The 15,367-nt window shown below is 69.1% G+C and carries 15 protein-coding genes; 5 read left to right on the forward strand and 10 right to left on the reverse strand.

Going from position 1 to position 15,367, the window contains the following annotated elements; translation table 11 throughout:
• The first annotated feature begins 1 nt into the window (after window position 1).
• A complete protein-coding gene (locus WBG79_RS25660; RefSeq protein WP_337360088.1) occupies window positions 2-1,177 on the forward strand; it encodes a vWA domain-containing protein in 1,176 nt (391 codons plus the stop codon).
• Window positions 1,178-1,199: 22 nt separating this feature from the next.
• Here the strand turns inward: WBG79_RS25660 and WBG79_RS25665 are convergent, their stop codons facing one another.
• From WBG79_RS25665 to WBG79_RS25685, 5 genes are all read right to left on the reverse strand, one after another.
• Window positions 1,200-1,625, reverse strand: coding sequence for a universal stress protein (locus tag WBG79_RS25665; RefSeq protein ID WP_337360089.1), 426 nt, complete (start codon window positions 1,623-1,625; stop codon window positions 1,200-1,202).
• A 65-nt stretch (window positions 1,626-1,690) separates the two neighbouring features.
• The gene (locus WBG79_RS25670) at window positions 1,691-2,311 is read right to left on the reverse strand and encodes a hypothetical protein (protein ID WP_337360090.1); all 621 of its coding nucleotides are present in this window, start codon (window positions 2,309-2,311) and stop codon (window positions 1,691-1,693) included.
• Window positions 2,312-2,370: 59 nt separating this feature from the next.
• On the reverse strand, window positions 2,371-3,417 hold the full coding sequence (locus tag WBG79_RS25675; protein WP_337360091.1) for a YcjF family protein: 1,047 nt from the start codon (window positions 3,415-3,417) through the stop codon (window positions 2,371-2,373).
• On the reverse strand, window positions 3,414-4,910 hold the full coding sequence (locus tag WBG79_RS25680) for a YcjX family protein (protein ID WP_337360092.1): 1,497 nt from the start codon (window positions 4,908-4,910) through the stop codon (window positions 3,414-3,416). Before WBG79_RS25680 ends, WBG79_RS25675 begins: the two co-directional genes overlap by 4 nt.
• 67 nt (window positions 4,911-4,977) lie before the next feature.
• The gene (locus WBG79_RS25685) at window positions 4,978-5,526 is read right to left on the reverse strand and encodes a SixA phosphatase family protein (RefSeq protein ID WP_337360093.1); all 549 of its coding nucleotides are present in this window, start codon (window positions 5,524-5,526) and stop codon (window positions 4,978-4,980) included.
• Window positions 5,527-5,737: 211 nt separating this feature from the next.
• Here WBG79_RS25685 and WBG79_RS25690 point away from each other — a divergent pair, with 211 nt between their 5' ends.
• Window positions 5,738-6,175 (forward strand): DUF2147 domain-containing protein, encoded by a 438-nt coding sequence (locus tag WBG79_RS25690; protein ID WP_337360094.1) that lies wholly within the window; start codon window positions 5,738-5,740, stop codon window positions 6,173-6,175.
• A gap of 135 nt (window positions 6,176-6,310) precedes the next feature.
• On the opposite strand, the gene WBG79_RS25695 is transcribed toward WBG79_RS25690, so the two are convergent.
• Window positions 6,311-7,156 (reverse strand): AAA family ATPase, encoded by an 846-nt coding sequence (locus tag WBG79_RS25695; protein WP_337360095.1) that lies wholly within the window; start codon window positions 7,154-7,156, stop codon window positions 6,311-6,313.
• 243 nt (window positions 7,157-7,399) lie between these two features.
• On the opposite strand from WBG79_RS25695, the gene WBG79_RS25700 reads away from it, so the two are divergent.
• The 3 genes from WBG79_RS25700 to WBG79_RS25710 are packed head-to-tail and all read left to right on the forward strand — an operon-like array spanning window position 7,400 to window position 12,194.
• On the forward strand, window positions 7,400-8,755 hold the full coding sequence (locus WBG79_RS25700) for a flagellar hook protein FlgE (protein WP_337360096.1): 1,356 nt from the start codon (window positions 7,400-7,402) through the stop codon (window positions 8,753-8,755).
• A 57-nt stretch (window positions 8,756-8,812) separates the two neighbouring features.
• Complete coding sequence (gene flgK, locus WBG79_RS25705) at window positions 8,813-10,687, forward strand: flagellar hook-associated protein FlgK (RefSeq protein ID WP_337360097.1); 1,875 nt, start codon at window positions 8,813-8,815, stop codon at window positions 10,685-10,687.
• A gap of 10 nt (window positions 10,688-10,697) precedes the next feature.
• On the forward strand, window positions 10,698-12,194 hold the full coding sequence (locus WBG79_RS25710) for a flagellar protein (RefSeq protein ID WP_337360098.1): 1,497 nt from the start codon (window positions 10,698-10,700) through the stop codon (window positions 12,192-12,194).
• Between the two features lie 444 nt (window positions 12,195-12,638).
• Here the strand turns inward: WBG79_RS25710 and flaF are convergent, their stop codons facing one another.
• The 4 genes from flaF to WBG79_RS25730 form a co-directional block, all read right to left on the reverse strand.
• Entirely contained in the window at window positions 12,639-13,034 is a 396-nt protein-coding gene (gene flaF, locus WBG79_RS25715; RefSeq protein ID WP_337360099.1) for a flagellar biosynthesis regulator FlaF, read from the reverse strand.
• Window positions 12,976-13,410, reverse strand: a complete 435-nt coding sequence (gene flbT, locus WBG79_RS25720) for a flagellar biosynthesis repressor FlbT (protein WP_337360100.1) — start codon at window positions 13,408-13,410, stop codon at window positions 12,976-12,978. The genes flaF and flbT overlap by 59 nt, the downstream gene beginning before the upstream one ends.
• Before the next feature lie 192 nt (window positions 13,411-13,602).
• The gene (locus tag WBG79_RS25725) at window positions 13,603-15,057 is read right to left on the reverse strand and encodes a flagellin N-terminal helical domain-containing protein (RefSeq protein ID WP_337360101.1); all 1,455 of its coding nucleotides are present in this window, start codon (window positions 15,055-15,057) and stop codon (window positions 13,603-13,605) included.
• A 190-nt stretch (window positions 15,058-15,247) separates the two neighbouring features.
• Window positions 15,248-15,367: flagellin (locus WBG79_RS25730; protein ID WP_337360109.1), on the reverse strand; the 120-nt coding region annotated here is incomplete at its 5' end.

Here is a 15,367-nt window from a genome sequence, read left to right on the forward strand (position 1 = left end):
CATGTTCGTCAGGTTCTTCACCGAGCTCAAGGGGGCGGGCATCCCGGTGTCGCTCCGCGAATACCTCCTGATGATGGAGGGGCTGGAGAAGGACCTGGCGGAGAAGCGGGTCGAAGACTTCTACTACCTCGCGCGCGCGACCCTGGTGAAGGACGAGAAGAACCTGGACAAGTTCGACCGGGTCTTCGGTGCCGTCTTCAAGGGGCTCGACCTGATGGCCGAGACGCTGACCGCCGAGATTCCCGAGTCGTGGCTGCGCAAGCTCGCCGAGAAGACGCTGACCGACGAGGAGAAGGCGCTGATCGAGTCCCTCGGCGGCTGGGACAAGCTGATGGAGACGCTGAAGCAGCGGCTCGAGGAGCAGAAGGGCCGGCACCAGGGCGGCTCGAAATGGATCGGGACCGCCGGAACCTCGCCCTTCGGCGCCTACGGCTACAACCCGGAAGGCATCCGCATCGGGCAGGATCGCAGCCGGAACCGGCGGGCCGTCAAGGTCTGGGACAAGCGCGAGTTCAAGGACCTGGACGACACGCTCGACCTGGGCACCCGCAACATCAAGGTGGCGCTGAAGCGGCTGCGCCGGTTCGCACGGACCGGGGCGGCCGACGAGCTCGACCTCGACGGGACTGTGCGCTCCACCGCGCACCACGGCTATCTGGACATCCAGATGCGCCCGGAGCGCAGAAACGCGATCAAGCTCCTGGTCTTCTTCGACGTGGGCGGGTCGATGGACGACCATGTGCGGGTGTGCGAGGAGCTCTTCTCGGCGGTCCGCTCCGAGTTCAAGACGATGGAGTGGTTCTATTTCCACAACTGCCTTTACGAGACCGTGTGGAAGAACAATCGACGGCGTGCCGCCGAACGGATCCAGACCTTCGACATCCTCCACAAGTACCCGCACGACTACAAGGTCGTGATCGTCGGCGACGCCTCGATGAGCCCCTACGAGATCACCTATCCGGGCGGCTCGGTGGAACACTGGAACGAGGAGGCCGGGTCGGTCTGGCTCGGGCGGGTCACGCAGGTCTACCCCAAGGCGGTCTGGCTGAACCCGGTGCCGGAGAAGCACTGGTCCTACACGCATTCCATCCAGATGATCCGGCAGCTGATGGGCGAGCGGATGTTCCCGCTGACCCTGGAGGGGCTCGACCGGGCGGCGCGCGAACTGGTCCGCTGAGGCGCCGCGCCGGCCGCGGCTCTCACTCGCGCACGACCATGACCGAACAGGGGGCATGCCGGACGATCTTGGCGGCGTTGGAGCCGATCAGGTAGGTCGACATGGACGGGCGGTGGGAGGTGACGACGATCAGGTCGGCGCCCCATTCGGAAGCCTCGTCGACGACCTCGTGGTAGACGCTGCCGGTGCGGATGGACAGTTCGGTGCGGCCGGCGTCGAGGCCGCCCGCCGCCACGGCCTTGCGGATCGCGTCCTCGGCCTGGCGCTCGGCCTGGACGTCGAAGTCGGCCGGCAGGAACTCGGTGACGTAGCCGCCGACGATCGGCATCACGGCGACCACGCGGACGGTGCCCTTCGACTGGGCCGCGAGGCCCGCCGCGGTCTCGAGCGCACGGGCGGCGAAGGCGACCTCGGAGGGGTCGACGGGGACGAGGATCTTGTTGAACATGGCGGGCACCCTTCGTTGTCTCCGGCGACCCTAGGCCGGCCGCCGGCGGCGGGCCTTGAGGGAGGTCAACCGGCAGCGGGTGCGGCGGTCTTTTCCCGGGCCTCGGCCACCGAGGACAGTCCGGCGACGATCATGGTGCTCTGCCAGAGCACGAAGAGGGAGATCCAGAAGCGCGTCTCCTCCTCGAGCCCCACGCCGGTGCCGACCATCACGGAGACGAGGACGCCGAGCGCGAGGCCGGTCGCCCAGCGGGCGCGCGACAGCCGGGCCTCCGTCGCGGTCGCGAAGGCGAACAGTGTGAGTGCGCCGCCGACGAGGCTGCCGATCGATAGCGCGACGGCGAGCGCCAGCCGCGGGCCGGCGTCGCCGGGGCGGGAATCCGGGCCCGCGATGAGCGCCTCCAGGGGGATGCCGGTGATCATCGCCGCATGGAAGCCGAGGCCCCAGCCGAGGACGACGAGGAGGATGGCAAGCGGCAGGCGCCGGACGCTGGCGAGCCCCGAGAAGCGCAGCGCCAGCGCCACCGCGAGGCCGAAGACGACGCCGGGCAGGGCCGAGACGCGCCCCGCGCCCGGTATGAAGGACGAGAAGAAGAGAAGATCGGGCCGGTAGTCCAGGGAGAGCCAGCAGGCGGTGCCGGACAGGAGGCCGAGCAGCATGGGTCCTAGGTGGCGCAGGCGCTGCATGGGGTCTCCGGTCCGGCCCGCCGCCCCCGAATCGGCCGCGGCGCTGTCGCGCCGGCAGTCTAGCGGGTCCCGCCGCCGGGCATGGTGGTGAGTTCGCCGAGCATGTCGCCGAGCTTCGGCTTCGGCAGCCCGATGTGCGGCATCGGTCGCACGAGGTCCAGGGCGGCGAGCCCGATGCGGGCGGTGAGGAGCCCGTTGACGACGCCCTCGCCGAGGCGGGCGGAGAGGCGGGCAGCGAGCCCCTGGCCGACCAGCTGCTGGACCAGCGTGTCGCCGATCGCCATCGATCCCGTCACGCCCAGGTGGGTGATCACGCGCCCGGCGAAGCCGATGAAGCCGAGGGTGCCGGGGCGGCCGCCGTAGAGGTCGGAGAGGCGGCGGATCAGGCGCAGGTTCTCGACGAGGACGTAGAGGATGTCGACGATCGCGCGGGGGCTGATGGCGGTCACCACGGAGACCCGCTTGGCGGAGTCGAGGATCAGCGTCTGGGCGGCCATGTCGAGCGGGGCCAGGATCTCGCGCTCGGCGAGGACGAGCAGGTCGCGCCCCTCCACGATCTCCCTGAGGTGCAGGGCGAGGGCGGCGCGGCCGCGGGCGGTCTCCGGACGGTTCTCGTAGAGGCGAGCCAGCTCGCCGGCGAGGCGGCGGGCGGCCGGCTCGTCGTCGGCGGCCGCCGCGAGGGTCACGTCGGCACGCAGGCGATCGATGCGGGCGAGCCGCAGGGTGCCGGCGACCTCCCGGCCGACGATCGCCAGTACCGCGACGATCGCCGCGCCCAGGAAGGCGATGCCGAGCCAGCCGAGCGCGTCGGCACGGGCGAAGAGGTCGCGCACCAGGCCGTCGACCCAGAGCCCGAAGGCCAGCGCGAGGAGGCCCGAGACGGCGGAGAGCAGCACGCGGCTCCAGCGGAACCCCTCCCGCGGCCCGGCGAGCTCGCGCGCGACCGCGACGGCCGCCTCGGGCTCGACCGGCTCGTCGATCTCCACGCGGGTGCCCGGCTCCACCGCACGCGGGGGCAGGGGGCCGGCCGGGCCGGAGGGGGCCGTGGCGTCCGTCGTCTCGGGGCCGAGGCGGAAGGCGCGGGGCCGGCGCCGCTCGTCGCTCATGTGAGGCGATCTCCGAGGAGGAACTGCAGGACGCGGTCGAGGCGGATGTGGGGGAGGGAGAGGGTCAGGCCCTCGGCGGTGCGCTCGAGCCGGGGCGGGCGGAAGCGGACGAACTCGACGTCCGGCGCCGGCGCGACGGCCGGTTGAGATTTCGATTCAGGTCCCTCGCGCATCGATTCAAGGACCTGGAACAGCGAGTCCGGATCGGACGGCAAGTCGCCGGGGAAGATGGCGATTTCCTCCTTGCCGTCGAAGACTTCCCCGCCGAGGCCCTCGCCCGGCAGGGGCACGCCCAGGATGGCGGGGAGCTTCTCGCCGTCGCGGGTCACGATCGCCTCGCGGGTGGCGCGCACGGCGGCGAGTGCGACAACGTCGACCTCGGCGCCCGCGAAGGCGGCCTTCTCCATGGCGCCTCGGACGAGACGCCCGAGGATCGCCTCGAGGCGGTCGTGGCTCGTGCGGTGAAGGTGGTCGGCCTTGGTGGCGGCGAAGAGGATGCGGTCGACCCGGCGGGTCAGGATGGAGGAGAGCCAGGAGGCGCGGCCGGGGCGGAAGCAGGCGAGGATGTCCGACAGGGCCTGGCCCAGGTCGGCGACCGCGGCGGGGCCGGCATTCAGGGCCTGCAGGGCGTCGACCAGGACGATCTGACGGTCGAGACGGGCGAAATGGTCGCGGAAGAAGGGCCGGACCACCACGTCCTTGTAGGCCTCGTAGCGCCGCTCCATCATGGCGGCGAGGCTGCGGGGCGGGACGGCGACGCCGGCCGGCAGGTCGAGCGGCGAGAAGGTGAGGGCGGGAGAGCCCTCCAGGTCGCCGGGCATCAGGAAGCGCCCGGGCGGCAGGGTCGACAGGGCGTGCTCGTCGGCGCGCGCGGCGCGCAGGTAGTCGGTGAAGAGGGCGGCGAGGCGCCGGGCGGCGGTCTCGTCCTCGGGGCCGAGGGGATCGGTCTCGGCGAGGGCGGCGCGCCAGCGAGCGGCGAGCGCGGCCCGGTACTCCAGGCGGGAGAGGGCGACGGCCTCCGCCGACCACTCCGCGAAGCCCTTGGCGAGGAGCGGCAGATCGAGCAGCCATTCGCCCGGGTAGTCGACGATGTCGAGGTGGAGCCGGCCGCGGCCGAGCGTGCGGGCGAAGTAGCGCGCGGACTCGAACTCGATCGTGACGCGCAGCTCCGAGATGCGGCGGGTCGAATCGGGCCAGAGCCGTTCGGCGACGAGGCGTTCCACATGGGCCTCGTAGTCGAAGCGGGGGACGGCGTCGTCGGGCTGCGGCTCCAGGAAGGATCGCGCCAGGCGGCCGCGCGACACCGGCTCGAACAGGGGGAGGCGGCCGCCCTTGACCAGGTTGTGGACGAGCGCGGTGATGAACACCGTCTTGCCGGCGCGCGACAGGCCCGTGACCCCCAGTCTCAGGGAGGGTGCCACGAAGCCCGCGGCGAAGTCCCCGATGTTGGCGAGCGCGATGCGCGCCTCGTCGGTCAGCGTGGTCAGCCTCATGGCGCGCAGGGTCCCCGGTCGGCCGTCGTCATGTAGGCACGAGGACGCGGGCGTTCAAACGGTCCGCCTACTCGTCCTCCTCCTCGGCGACGCCGTCGACGAGGGCCAGTTCGCGCGGCCGGAAGAAGGCGACGATGCGGCCCGTCCTCGGCTCCACGTCGACCCAGCGCTTTGCGTCGAAGTCGATGACCGCGAGGGCCCCCGTCGGGAACTTCTCGCGGATGTCGTCGACCAGCGACGGGTTGCCGCTGCCGACCAGCATCAGGGCGGCGTCCTGGATGCCGGGGTTGTGGCCGATCATCAGGAGCGTGCGGGCATTGCCGCCCTGGGCGCGCAAGAGGTCCAGGCAGCGGTCCTCGGAGGCCTCGTAGAGGTCCCGGGTCACGCGCAGGTCGAGATCCTGGGCGAGGTAGGGCAGGAGGCCCGCGAGGGTCTCGCGGCTGCGCCTTGCGCTGGAGCAGACCACCTTCTGGGGAACGAGGCCGTGGGCGGCCATGTGCCGGCCCATCAGCGGCGCCGCGCGCCGGCCGCGGCTCGACAGCGGGCGGTCGAAGTCCTCGGCGCCCTCGTCGTCCCAGGACGACTTGGCGTGGCGCAGAAGCAAGAGGCGCGGCATGGGGCGGGGGCTCCTGGACTCGTCGGACCTCGCAGCGGCGCATATCACGGCAGCTCCCCCGCCCGCCACAGCCGCGACGCCGCGGCGGTGCCGGTCGGGCGAGTTATCCCCGGCCGGAAACCATCGGCGCAAGTTCCCGGACCGGCCCCTTCACAAACGCGCGGCCGCAGGTATCGTTCTCGCTGGGGAAACGTCCGGGAGCCGAAGATCCGTGCCGCGCATCCTGTTCGCGCTCGCCCTCGCCGCGTATGCGGGCGAGGCCGTCGCCAGCGACTCCGCGGCCGGGCTCTGGGCCCAGGTCGACGACGCGTCCGGGCGCATCCGGACAGAGGTGCGCATCGTCGAGAGGGACGGCGTCTATTCCGGCCGCATCGTCCGGTTCAATCCGGAGCCCGACGAGCCCCCGAATCCGCTCTGCGAGGCCTGCCCGGGCCACCTGCACAACCGCCCGATCGTCGGGCTTACCTTCCTGCGCGGATTCCGCCGGGCGGGGCCGGTCTATTCCGGGGGCCTGCTGCTCGATCCGGAATCCGGCAGCACCTACCAGGGCACCATGACGCTGTCCGACGACGGCCGTTCGCTGGTCCTGCGCGGCTACGTGGTGTCGCCGCTGTTCGGGCGAAGCCAGGTCTGGCGCCGGCTGGACTGATCGCGGGCGGGTTCCGCCGTCCGCCGAGTCGACCGGCGACGTCCCCTCCTCGAGGACATCGAGGCGCGGGGCAGCGTCCATGGATGACGGACCCCTGTTCGCACCGGCCTGAGGCAAAGCCGGTCCTCGGTCGGATCAACGTCCCTCCCGGCGGGCGATGAAGGCGAGGCGCTCGAAGAGGTGGACGTCCTGCTCGTTCTTGAGAAGGGCGCCGTGGAGGGGCGGGATCAGCTTCTTGGTGTCCCGCTCCTTCAGCGTCGTCTCGTCGATGTCCTCGTTGAGCAGCAGCTTGATCCAGTCGAGAAGCTCCGAGGTCGACGGCTTCTTCTTCAAGCCCGGGACCTCGCGGATCTCGAAGAAGATGCGCAGGGCCTCGTCGAGCAGGCGCTTCTTGAGGCCGGGGAAATGGACGTCGACGATCGCCTGCATGGTGTCGGCGTCGGGGAAGCGGATGTAGTGGAAGAAGCAGCGGCGCAGGAAGGCGTCGGGCAGCTCCTTCTCGTTGTTGGAGGTGATGATCACGACGGGCCGGCGGCGCGCGCGCACGGTCTCGCCGGTCTCGTAGACGTAGAACTCCATGCGGTCGAGTTCCAGGAGAAGATCGTTCGGGAACTCGATGTCGGCCTTGTCGATCTCGTCGATCAGGAGAACCGGCCGGACGTCGGCCTCGAAGGCCTCCCAGAGCTTGCCGCGCCGGATGTAGTTGCGGATGTCGCGGACGCGCTCGTCGCCGAGCTGGCTGTCGCGCAGGCGGGACACGGCGTCGTATTCGTAGAGTCCCTGCTGGGCCTTGGTGGTCGACTTCACGTGCCATTCGATGAGCGGCAGGCCGAGGGCGCGTGCCACCTCGCGGGCCAGCACGGTCTTGCCGGTACCGGGCTCGCCCTTGACCAGGAGCGGTCGCTCCAGCGTGATCGCCGCGTTGACGGCAATCCGCAGGTCCTCGGTCGCCACGTAGTCGGTCGTACCCTCGAAGCGCATCGGATCTCCTTCGTCTCGTCTCGGGGCGACACTAGGGGCGCGGTCGGGGACAGGCAAGAAAGGCCGACCCGGCAATTCCTGCCCGGCGCGGCGGAAACTGCCCGGTCGGGGCATGGTAAACCAATGTAAAATCATTGGAATCGCAGGGAAATCGGCCTTTCGGGCGATGGCACGCCGCGTGCTCTCCTCTGATCCCGACCGGGCGCCGCCCGGACGGACGGGACGTATCGGGAGAGTATCGAGATGGGCATTTTCGGCGCCATGACCACCGCGGTGGCCGGCCTGCAGGCTCAGTCCTTTGCGCTGGAGAACATCTCCGGCAACATCGCGAATTCGCAGACGACCGGCTTCAAGCGCATGGACACGTCCTTCGCGGACATCGTCAACAGCCTGGGCCAGACCGCCGAACGGCAGGGATCGGGCTCCGTCATGGCGCTGTCCCGATCGACCAACATGCTGGCCGGTCCGATCTCCGCCTCCTCGATCGACACCCACATGGCGATCAGCGGCGACGGCTACTTCCAGGTCCAGAGCAAGGTCGGCGAGACCGACGGCGTCTCGCAGTTCTCCGGCGCCAACGTCTACACGCGGCGCGGCGACTTCGTGATGGACCGCGAGGGGTACCTGGTCAACGGCGCCGGCTACTACCTGATGGCGATCCCGGTCGACCCGGGCACGGGCAACCCCCAGGGCGACGTGCCGGAGATCCTGAAGATCTCGACCGGCTTCCTGGAGGCGCGGCAGAGCACGCGGATCACCTACCAGGCGAGCATCCCGTCGAACCCGCGGGTGCCCATGGTCAACACGGCCGACTACGGCGTGGGCGGCAATCCGCTGACGACGGGCGCCGGCGGCGACGGCGTCGTTCTGGCGAACGACTTCGAGGACTTCCGCGGCCAGTCGCTGGAGGGAGGCTCGACCACCCTCTACGACGCGCTCGGCGCGAAGCTCGACGTGCAGTTCCGGTGGGCGCAGACCGCGACCTCGCCGGAGACCTGGAACCTCTTCTACCAGTCCGACCCGTCGGCGACCGGCACCCAGCCCATGTGGACGAATGTCGGGACCGACTTCGTCTTCGACAACACCGGCAAGATGACGTCGCCGACCTCGGCCTCCATCTCCATCCCGAGCCTGAGCGTGTCCGGCCACAGCCTGGGCAACATCACGCTCGACTACGACACCGACGGCATCCGGCAGAACGCCACCTCGCAAGGCGACGTGATCGTCAACGTGATCGACCAGGACGGCTACACGGCGGGCTCGCTGGTGTCGGTGGCGGCCGGCGACAACGGCCGGATCACGGCGACCTACACGAACGGCCAGCAGGTCGACATCGCCGAGGTGCCGCTCTTCCAGTTCAACGGCGACAGCTCGCTGAAGCGGCTCGACGGTGGCGCCTTCTCGGTGACGCGCGAATCCGGGCCCGCGATGAAGATGAACGAGACCTCGATCACCGGCCAGGCGCTCGAGGGCTCGAACACCGACATCGCCGAGGAGTTCTCGCGCATGATCATCACCCAGCAGGCCTATTCGGCCAACAGCCGCATCATCTCGACCGCCAACGACATGATGCAGGATGTCCTCAACATCATCCGGTAACGCGTCCGCCGGCCGCCCGCCCGCCGGGCCGGCCGGCCCTTTCCCCAGGGTGCCGTCATGGCCATCAGTACCGCCATCTCCATCGCGGTCGCCGGACTCGGGCTCACGCAGCGCGAGACGGACGTCGTCGCGCAGAACATCGCGCGCGCCGACCAGCCGGGCTACACCCGCAAGGAACTGACGATCGCCGACTATGTCGGCCAGAGCGGCACCATCGGCCTGCGCGGGACCGTGCAGCGCCACATGGACTACGAGCTGCAGCGGCAGGTCATCCAGGCGACGCCGACCACCGCCTTCGCGGAGACCCAGAACCGCTACGCGACGCGGCTCGACCAGCTGATGGGCATCCCTGGCACGGCGAACTCGGTGGCCTCGGATTTCAGCCGCTTCGCGGAGGCCCTGCAGGCCCTGGCGACCACACCCGACAGCGTGCCGACCCGGGCGGGGGCCCTGAACGCGGCGCAGTCGCTGGCGACGCGGCTGAACCAGCTTTCGGCGGACGTGCAGGCGATGCGCACGGAAGCCGAGAGCGCCATCGCGGACGCGGTGACGCGGGTCAACGAGCTCACGGAGAACATCGCCAGGCTCAACGAGAAGCTCGTCTCCCAGAAGGCCGCCGGGCAGGACATCACGACGGTGGCCGACGCGCGCGACCTGTGCGTCAAGGAACTCGCCACCCTCGTCGACGTGCAGACGCTGGAGGCCGGCAACGGCCAGATGACCGTCTTCACCATGTCGGGCGCGACGCTGGTCGGGGCCGAGGCGACGGAGCTCCGGTTCGACAAGCAGGGCATGCTGACGCCGACCAAGCTCTGGGACCGCGATCCCGCGGTGCGCGGGGTTGGCACGATCACGCTGGGCAACAACCCGGCCACGGCCGTCGACGTGATCGACTCCAAGCTCTTCCGCTCGGGCAAGATCGCCGCGCTGGTGGACGCGCGCGACAGCATGCTGGTCAAGGCGCAGAACCAGCTCGACGCCATGGCGGCCGCGCTCGCGGACGCCATGTCGGGCGATACCGTGCAGGGGACCGCCGTCACGTCGGGCGCGCAGGCGGGCTTCGACATCGACCTGTCGGGCCTCAAGGCCGGCAACGCTGTGACGTTCGAGTATCTCGACAACGGGACGGGGAAGACCAAGACGGTCAGCCTGATCCGGGTCGACGACCCGTCCATCCTGCCGCTCGACAATGCGGTGACGGGCAATCCCGACGATGTCGTCTACGGGATCGACTTCTCGGGTGGCATGGGATCGGTGGCGACCCAAATCCAGGCGGCGCTCGGGTCCGCCTTCACGGTCAGCAATCCCTCGGGCTCGACGATCCGGATCCTGGACGACGGGGCGGCCAACACCGTCGATCCGGTGTCGCTTTCGGCCCGCGTGACCATGACGGCGGTGGTGGATGGCAAGGTCGGCCTGCCGCTGTTCACGGACGGGAAGGGGGCCGCCGCGGTGCCCTACACGGGGGCGCTCGAGGGGGCGACGCAGAAGCGCGGCTTCGCCAGCCGCATCGGCGTCAACCCGGCGGTGCTGACGGACCCGACCCTGCTGGTGAAATGGCAGACCAGCCCGGCGACCCTGGCGGGCGACCCGTCGCGGCCGAACGAGATGATCGCCCGGCTCAACGACACGACCTTCGACTTCGGGCCGGAGACGGGCGTCGCCAGCGGGTCGACGGCGGTCACGTCGACGGTCCGGGGCTTCGCGGACGCGGTCATCTCCTACTGGGGCATGATCTCGGAGGACACCAAGTCCGCCTTCGACATGCAGACCGTGCTGCAGAACAACGTCGAGGCGCGCGCCAACGAGATCGGCGCCGTCAACGTCGACCAGGAACTCGCCCGGCTCATCCAGCTTCAGTCGGCCTACGCGGCCAATGCCAGGGTCATGCAGACGGCGCGCGAGATGCTCGACACGCTGATGCGGACCTGAGGAGAGACCGATGAACGTCAACAGCCCGCTCGGCTACTCGTCCGCCGTCGTGACCCGCCTCGTCGCCATGCGGCGCGAGATGGAGGACCTGGAGCGGCAGTTCGGCTCCGGCATCAAGGCGACGACCTATGGAGGGCTCGGGTCCGAGCGCTCGCTGGCGATCTCGTTCCGCAGCCAGATCGAGAGCATCAAGACCTATCAGCAGTCGATCGACCTGCTCGACACGCGGCTCAAGACGGCGACCGGCACCCTGCAACACATGCAGGACATCGTCACCGAGACGCGGTCGGCCTTCGACCCCAACAAGTTCGACCTGCTCGCCGACGGCGTCACCGTCCAGCAGAAGACCGCCAAGAGCGCGATGGTCGAGTTCCTCGGCCTCCTCAACAGCGAGGTGGCCGGACGCTACATGTTCGGCGGGCGGCAGACCGACAAGCCGCCGGTGAAGTCCTTCGACGAGATCATGGACGGCAACGGCGGGCGGGCCGGCTTCAGGCAGGTGATGGAGGAGCGCCGGCAGGCCGACCTCGGCACGGGCAATGGGCGGCTCGCCAGCTCGATCGCGGGGGCGGACGTCACGCTCGCCGAGGACGGGGTGCATCCCTTCGGCTTCAAGCTGCAGCCGGCGACCTCGACGCTCTCCAACGCCACGGTGTCGGCGCCGGCGGGCTCCCCGCCGTCGCTGACGGTGTCGTTCACGGGGCAGCCCAGCCCCGGCGAGGTACTCCGGCTGACCCTGACCCAGCCGGACGGCAGCACGACCCAGGTCGAGCTGAAGGCGGCCGGGGCCAACGATTTCGACAACGGCCTCTTCGCCATCGGGGCGACGCCCGCCGACACGGCGCAGAACCTCAAGGACGCGCTCGACGACCGCCTTGCCTACGCGGCCTCGACGGACCTGACGGCGGCCTCGGCGGCGGAGGCCTCGGAGAACTTCTTCGCGGCCTTCGGGGGCGTTGCGCCGAAGCGCGTCGCCGGCCCGCCCTTCGCGAGCGCGACGGCGCTGGTGGACGGCACGCCGGCCAACACCGTCTCCTGGTACGTCGGCGACGACACGCCGACCACGGGGGCGCGCGCGGAGGTGCAGTCCAAGGTCGACAGCGCGGTGTCGGTCTCCTACGGCATGCGTGCCAACGAGGAGGCCTTCTCCTGGCACCTGCGGCAGTTCGCGGTAATGACGGCGGTCGACCTGTCGGGCGGCGGGACGACCGAGAAGGCGCTGCATTCGAGCCTCGCCACCAAGCTCAAGGCGAACCTGGCGAACCCGCCGGGCACCCAGACCCTCACCGCGGTCCACATGGAGATCGCGCTCGCCCAGACGGCGGCGAAGTCCGCCGACGAGCGCCATACCCTCAACGAGTCCACGCTGCAGGGCTACCTGAACGACACCGAGGGCGTCGACAAGAACGAGGTCGCGGTCAAGCTCCTGTCGCTGCAGACGAGCATGCAGTCGAGCTACCAGGCGGCGTCGATGCTCTACAAGCTGTCGCTGACGAACTTCCTCTGACGTTTGGTGCGTCCCGCACCTCGTCGGTAGGTCGGGGCTCCGCAAGCCCGGCGCAGCCTTTCTGTCCAGACGTCCCCACGGGTGTCATTCCGGCCGTCGAGCCGGAACCCAATGGCCTCGCATCCTGCACGGCGGTTGTGCAACGGCGCGGCCGTGCCGGGCGGGACGGCCAATCGGCCCCGGCTCGATGGCCGGGGTGACACGCGTTGGACGGCTCTCGGAGACGGACTCGCTGTGCATTCGGCGCGCGAGGGCCAAGGACGCAACAATGACGCCTCCCCGATACAGCTGCCGGCGCTCCTGCCGGGGATGCGAGGGGAGAGGATGGGGGCCCGGACGCGTCAGTGCCCATCGGGGCTTGCGCAAAGAGGATGGGCTGTCCAGGCTGCCGGCGCGTCCGTAGGGGGAGGGCGTAGCACCGGGTTGGCGAGAGCGTAGGCGCCGTCAGGCGGTCTGGGCGGCGGGCGCGGCGTCGCCGGCCTGCATGCGCAGGCCCTCGGCAATGCGGCGGTTGATGTTCACCAGGATCGGCATGGCGCCGGGATCGGGCTCGAACTCGACGGCGCGGGTGTGGCTCACCTGGAAGATGCCCAGGTTGACGAGGTTCTGCCGGATCTCGATCGGAAGCGGATTGGTCGCGTCGGTGAGGGAGGCGACTAGGATGGTCCAGAGGCGGCGGTTGTAGCGCAGGGCCTCCATGATCTGGTCGGGATCGGTCGTGGTCCCGTCGATCACCATCTGGATCTTGGCGGCGGCCTTCAGGAGCAGCTGGGCCTCGAGCTCACGGGGAGCGGCGGTCTTCTGGGCCGTCTTCGTGTAGGCCGTCGTGGCGTTCTGCATGTCCGAGGAGACCTTCTTCGTACTCAATAAGCGACCGGGCCGCCTTCATAGCCTTATAGAGGTTCCCAGTTAACATCTCCTTCTCTATCTCCTCAACAATGCGAAGAGCAGAGGGAGCGGCGCTCAAGAAGTCGGTCTTGAGAAGTTGGTATTCGACCCAGAATTTTTCATGACTTTTGGCTAAATACATCATCTGGATGGCGAGATAGATCCGCCGCGCGGCCGTCGTTGCCGTCTTCGGGCGGAGGATGTCCTTCTCTCGGAGGATCGGCGCGTCACCCTCGATGAAAAGCCGGGTCCGCTGGTTGTCGTTCGTGATGACGCTGTCGCCGATGATGATCCGTTCGCCCGGCTTCAGTTCGACCTTCAGAGCCATGTCGGTTCTCCTTCTGGAGGGTAGGGGCGGACGCCCAAGAAAGGGTAAACGGCGGGGGTCCGGCCGACTGCGGATCCCGGTTCCATGATCGCGGGAGGGCGTTAACGGGCGGTTAACCATGACGGGCCGGCGGACATGAAAACGGCGGACCGAAGCCCGCCGCTTGATCCCAGGACCGGGGCCGCCGGAGGCTCAGCCGAAGAGGCGGAGGACGCCCTGGTCGGCCTGGTTGGCGAGCGACAGGGCGGTCTGGGAGAGCTGCTGGCGGGTCTGCAGGGCGAGGAGGTTGGCGGCCTCCTCGTTCATGTCGGCCAAGGTCAGGTTGTCGGCGCCGCCCTTCAGCGTGTTGATCATCTTCTTGGTGAAGTCCTGGCGGTTCTCGACGATCGACAGGTTCGAGCCGAAGGACGAGGCCTGCGAGCGGACCACGTCCATCGCGGTCTTGAGGTTGTCGAGGCGTGCGTCGAGGGCCGTGTCGCTCTCGAACTCGGCGTCGGTGGCCGACGTGATGCCGAGCTCGGTGTTGTTGATGGCGCGGGCGTTGCCGTTGTTGTTCTTGGCCTGGATCTCGAGCGTGGATGTCGAGTTCTCGTTCAGGAACAGCTTCAGCTTGTCGCCGAGCAGCAGGTTGATGCCGTTGTAGGAGGAGTCGTCGGCGAGCTTGTCGAGCTGGTTGCGCAGGTCGTTGAACTGCACGACGAGGTTCTTGCGGACGTCGTTCGGACCGATCGTTCCGGTCCCCGATCCGCCGTCGATCGCCCCCGCGGTGATGCCCGTGACGGTCAGGTCGGAGGTCGACTGGTTTTCGATGCGGAGCTTTCCGGCATCGTTCGACGCGCGGATCTTGCCGGTGAGGCCGGTGTTCTTGTTGATCGAGTCGACCAGTTCGTCGACCGACTTGCCGACATAGGCGGTGGAGCCGCCGAGGCCGATCTGGGCGACGCCGCCCGATGCCGTGCCGTTGGCGACCGTTATGGCGCCGCCGTTCAGACTCGAGAGCACGAGCTGGCCGCCGGAGTCCACCGAGGCCGAGACGCCGCCGTCGCCGCCGGTGGCGGCATCGAGGGCGGTGTTGATCTTGCCGGCGATCGTCGCCGCGTCGTCGCCGTTGGCGAGGGTGACGGTGACGGCGGCTCCGCCGTTAACGTTGGCGTTGGTGATCGTGATCGTGCCGGCGGTGCCGGCCGTGACGGCCGCGAAGCCGGAGCCCTGCACGGTCGACTTCTGCAGGGAGACCGCGACCGGCGTCGAGCCCACCGCGCCACCCGAGAAGCTCATGCTCATCGGGCTGGCGCCGTCGAAGTCCGTCTTGTCGTAGGTGTAGGACGAGGTCTTGAAGGTCTTGTCCTGGCGGGCCTGACGGACGGTCGACTGCAGCGATTCGATGGTCTTGGTGATCGCGGTCAGGCCGTTGTCGGCCGCCTCCAGGACCTTGATGCCGTTCGACAGGCCGTCGAGCAGGGCGCCGAGATCGCCGGCGCGCCCGTTGAGCGCGGAGGCCGTGAAGAAGTTCGTCGGGTTGTCGAGGGCCGTGTTGACCTTCTTGCCCGTGGAGAGCCGCCCCTGCGTCAGGGTCACGTTCGCCGCCGTGTTCTGCAACTGCAGCAGGTTGGAGCGGATGCCTTTCGAGAGGACGATATCAGCCATGTCTACTTCCCTCGGACGCAGGCGAGCGCTTCGCCGTTCTCGATCAGGAAGGATTAGACGGCATTAGGGTTAATGAAGCTCTAACGGACCGGCTTCGAACCGTCCCTCGATTAAGCATGACGTACCACAAAACAAGAATGGCGACGGGGGAGGGCCCCCGCCGCCGGTTTCGTCGACGCTGTGACCGCGATCAGAACAGGCGCAGGACGCCCTGGTCGGCCTGGTTGGCGAGAGACAGGGCCGTCTGGCTGAGCTGCTGGCGGGTCTGCAGGGCGAGGAGGTTCGCGGCCTCCTCGTTGGCATCGGCCAG

Origin of the sequence: Prosthecomicrobium sp. N25 (assembly GCF_037203705.1) — a bacterium.
Taxonomy (GTDB): domain Bacteria; phylum Pseudomonadota; class Alphaproteobacteria; order Rhizobiales; family Ancalomicrobiaceae; genus Prosthecodimorpha.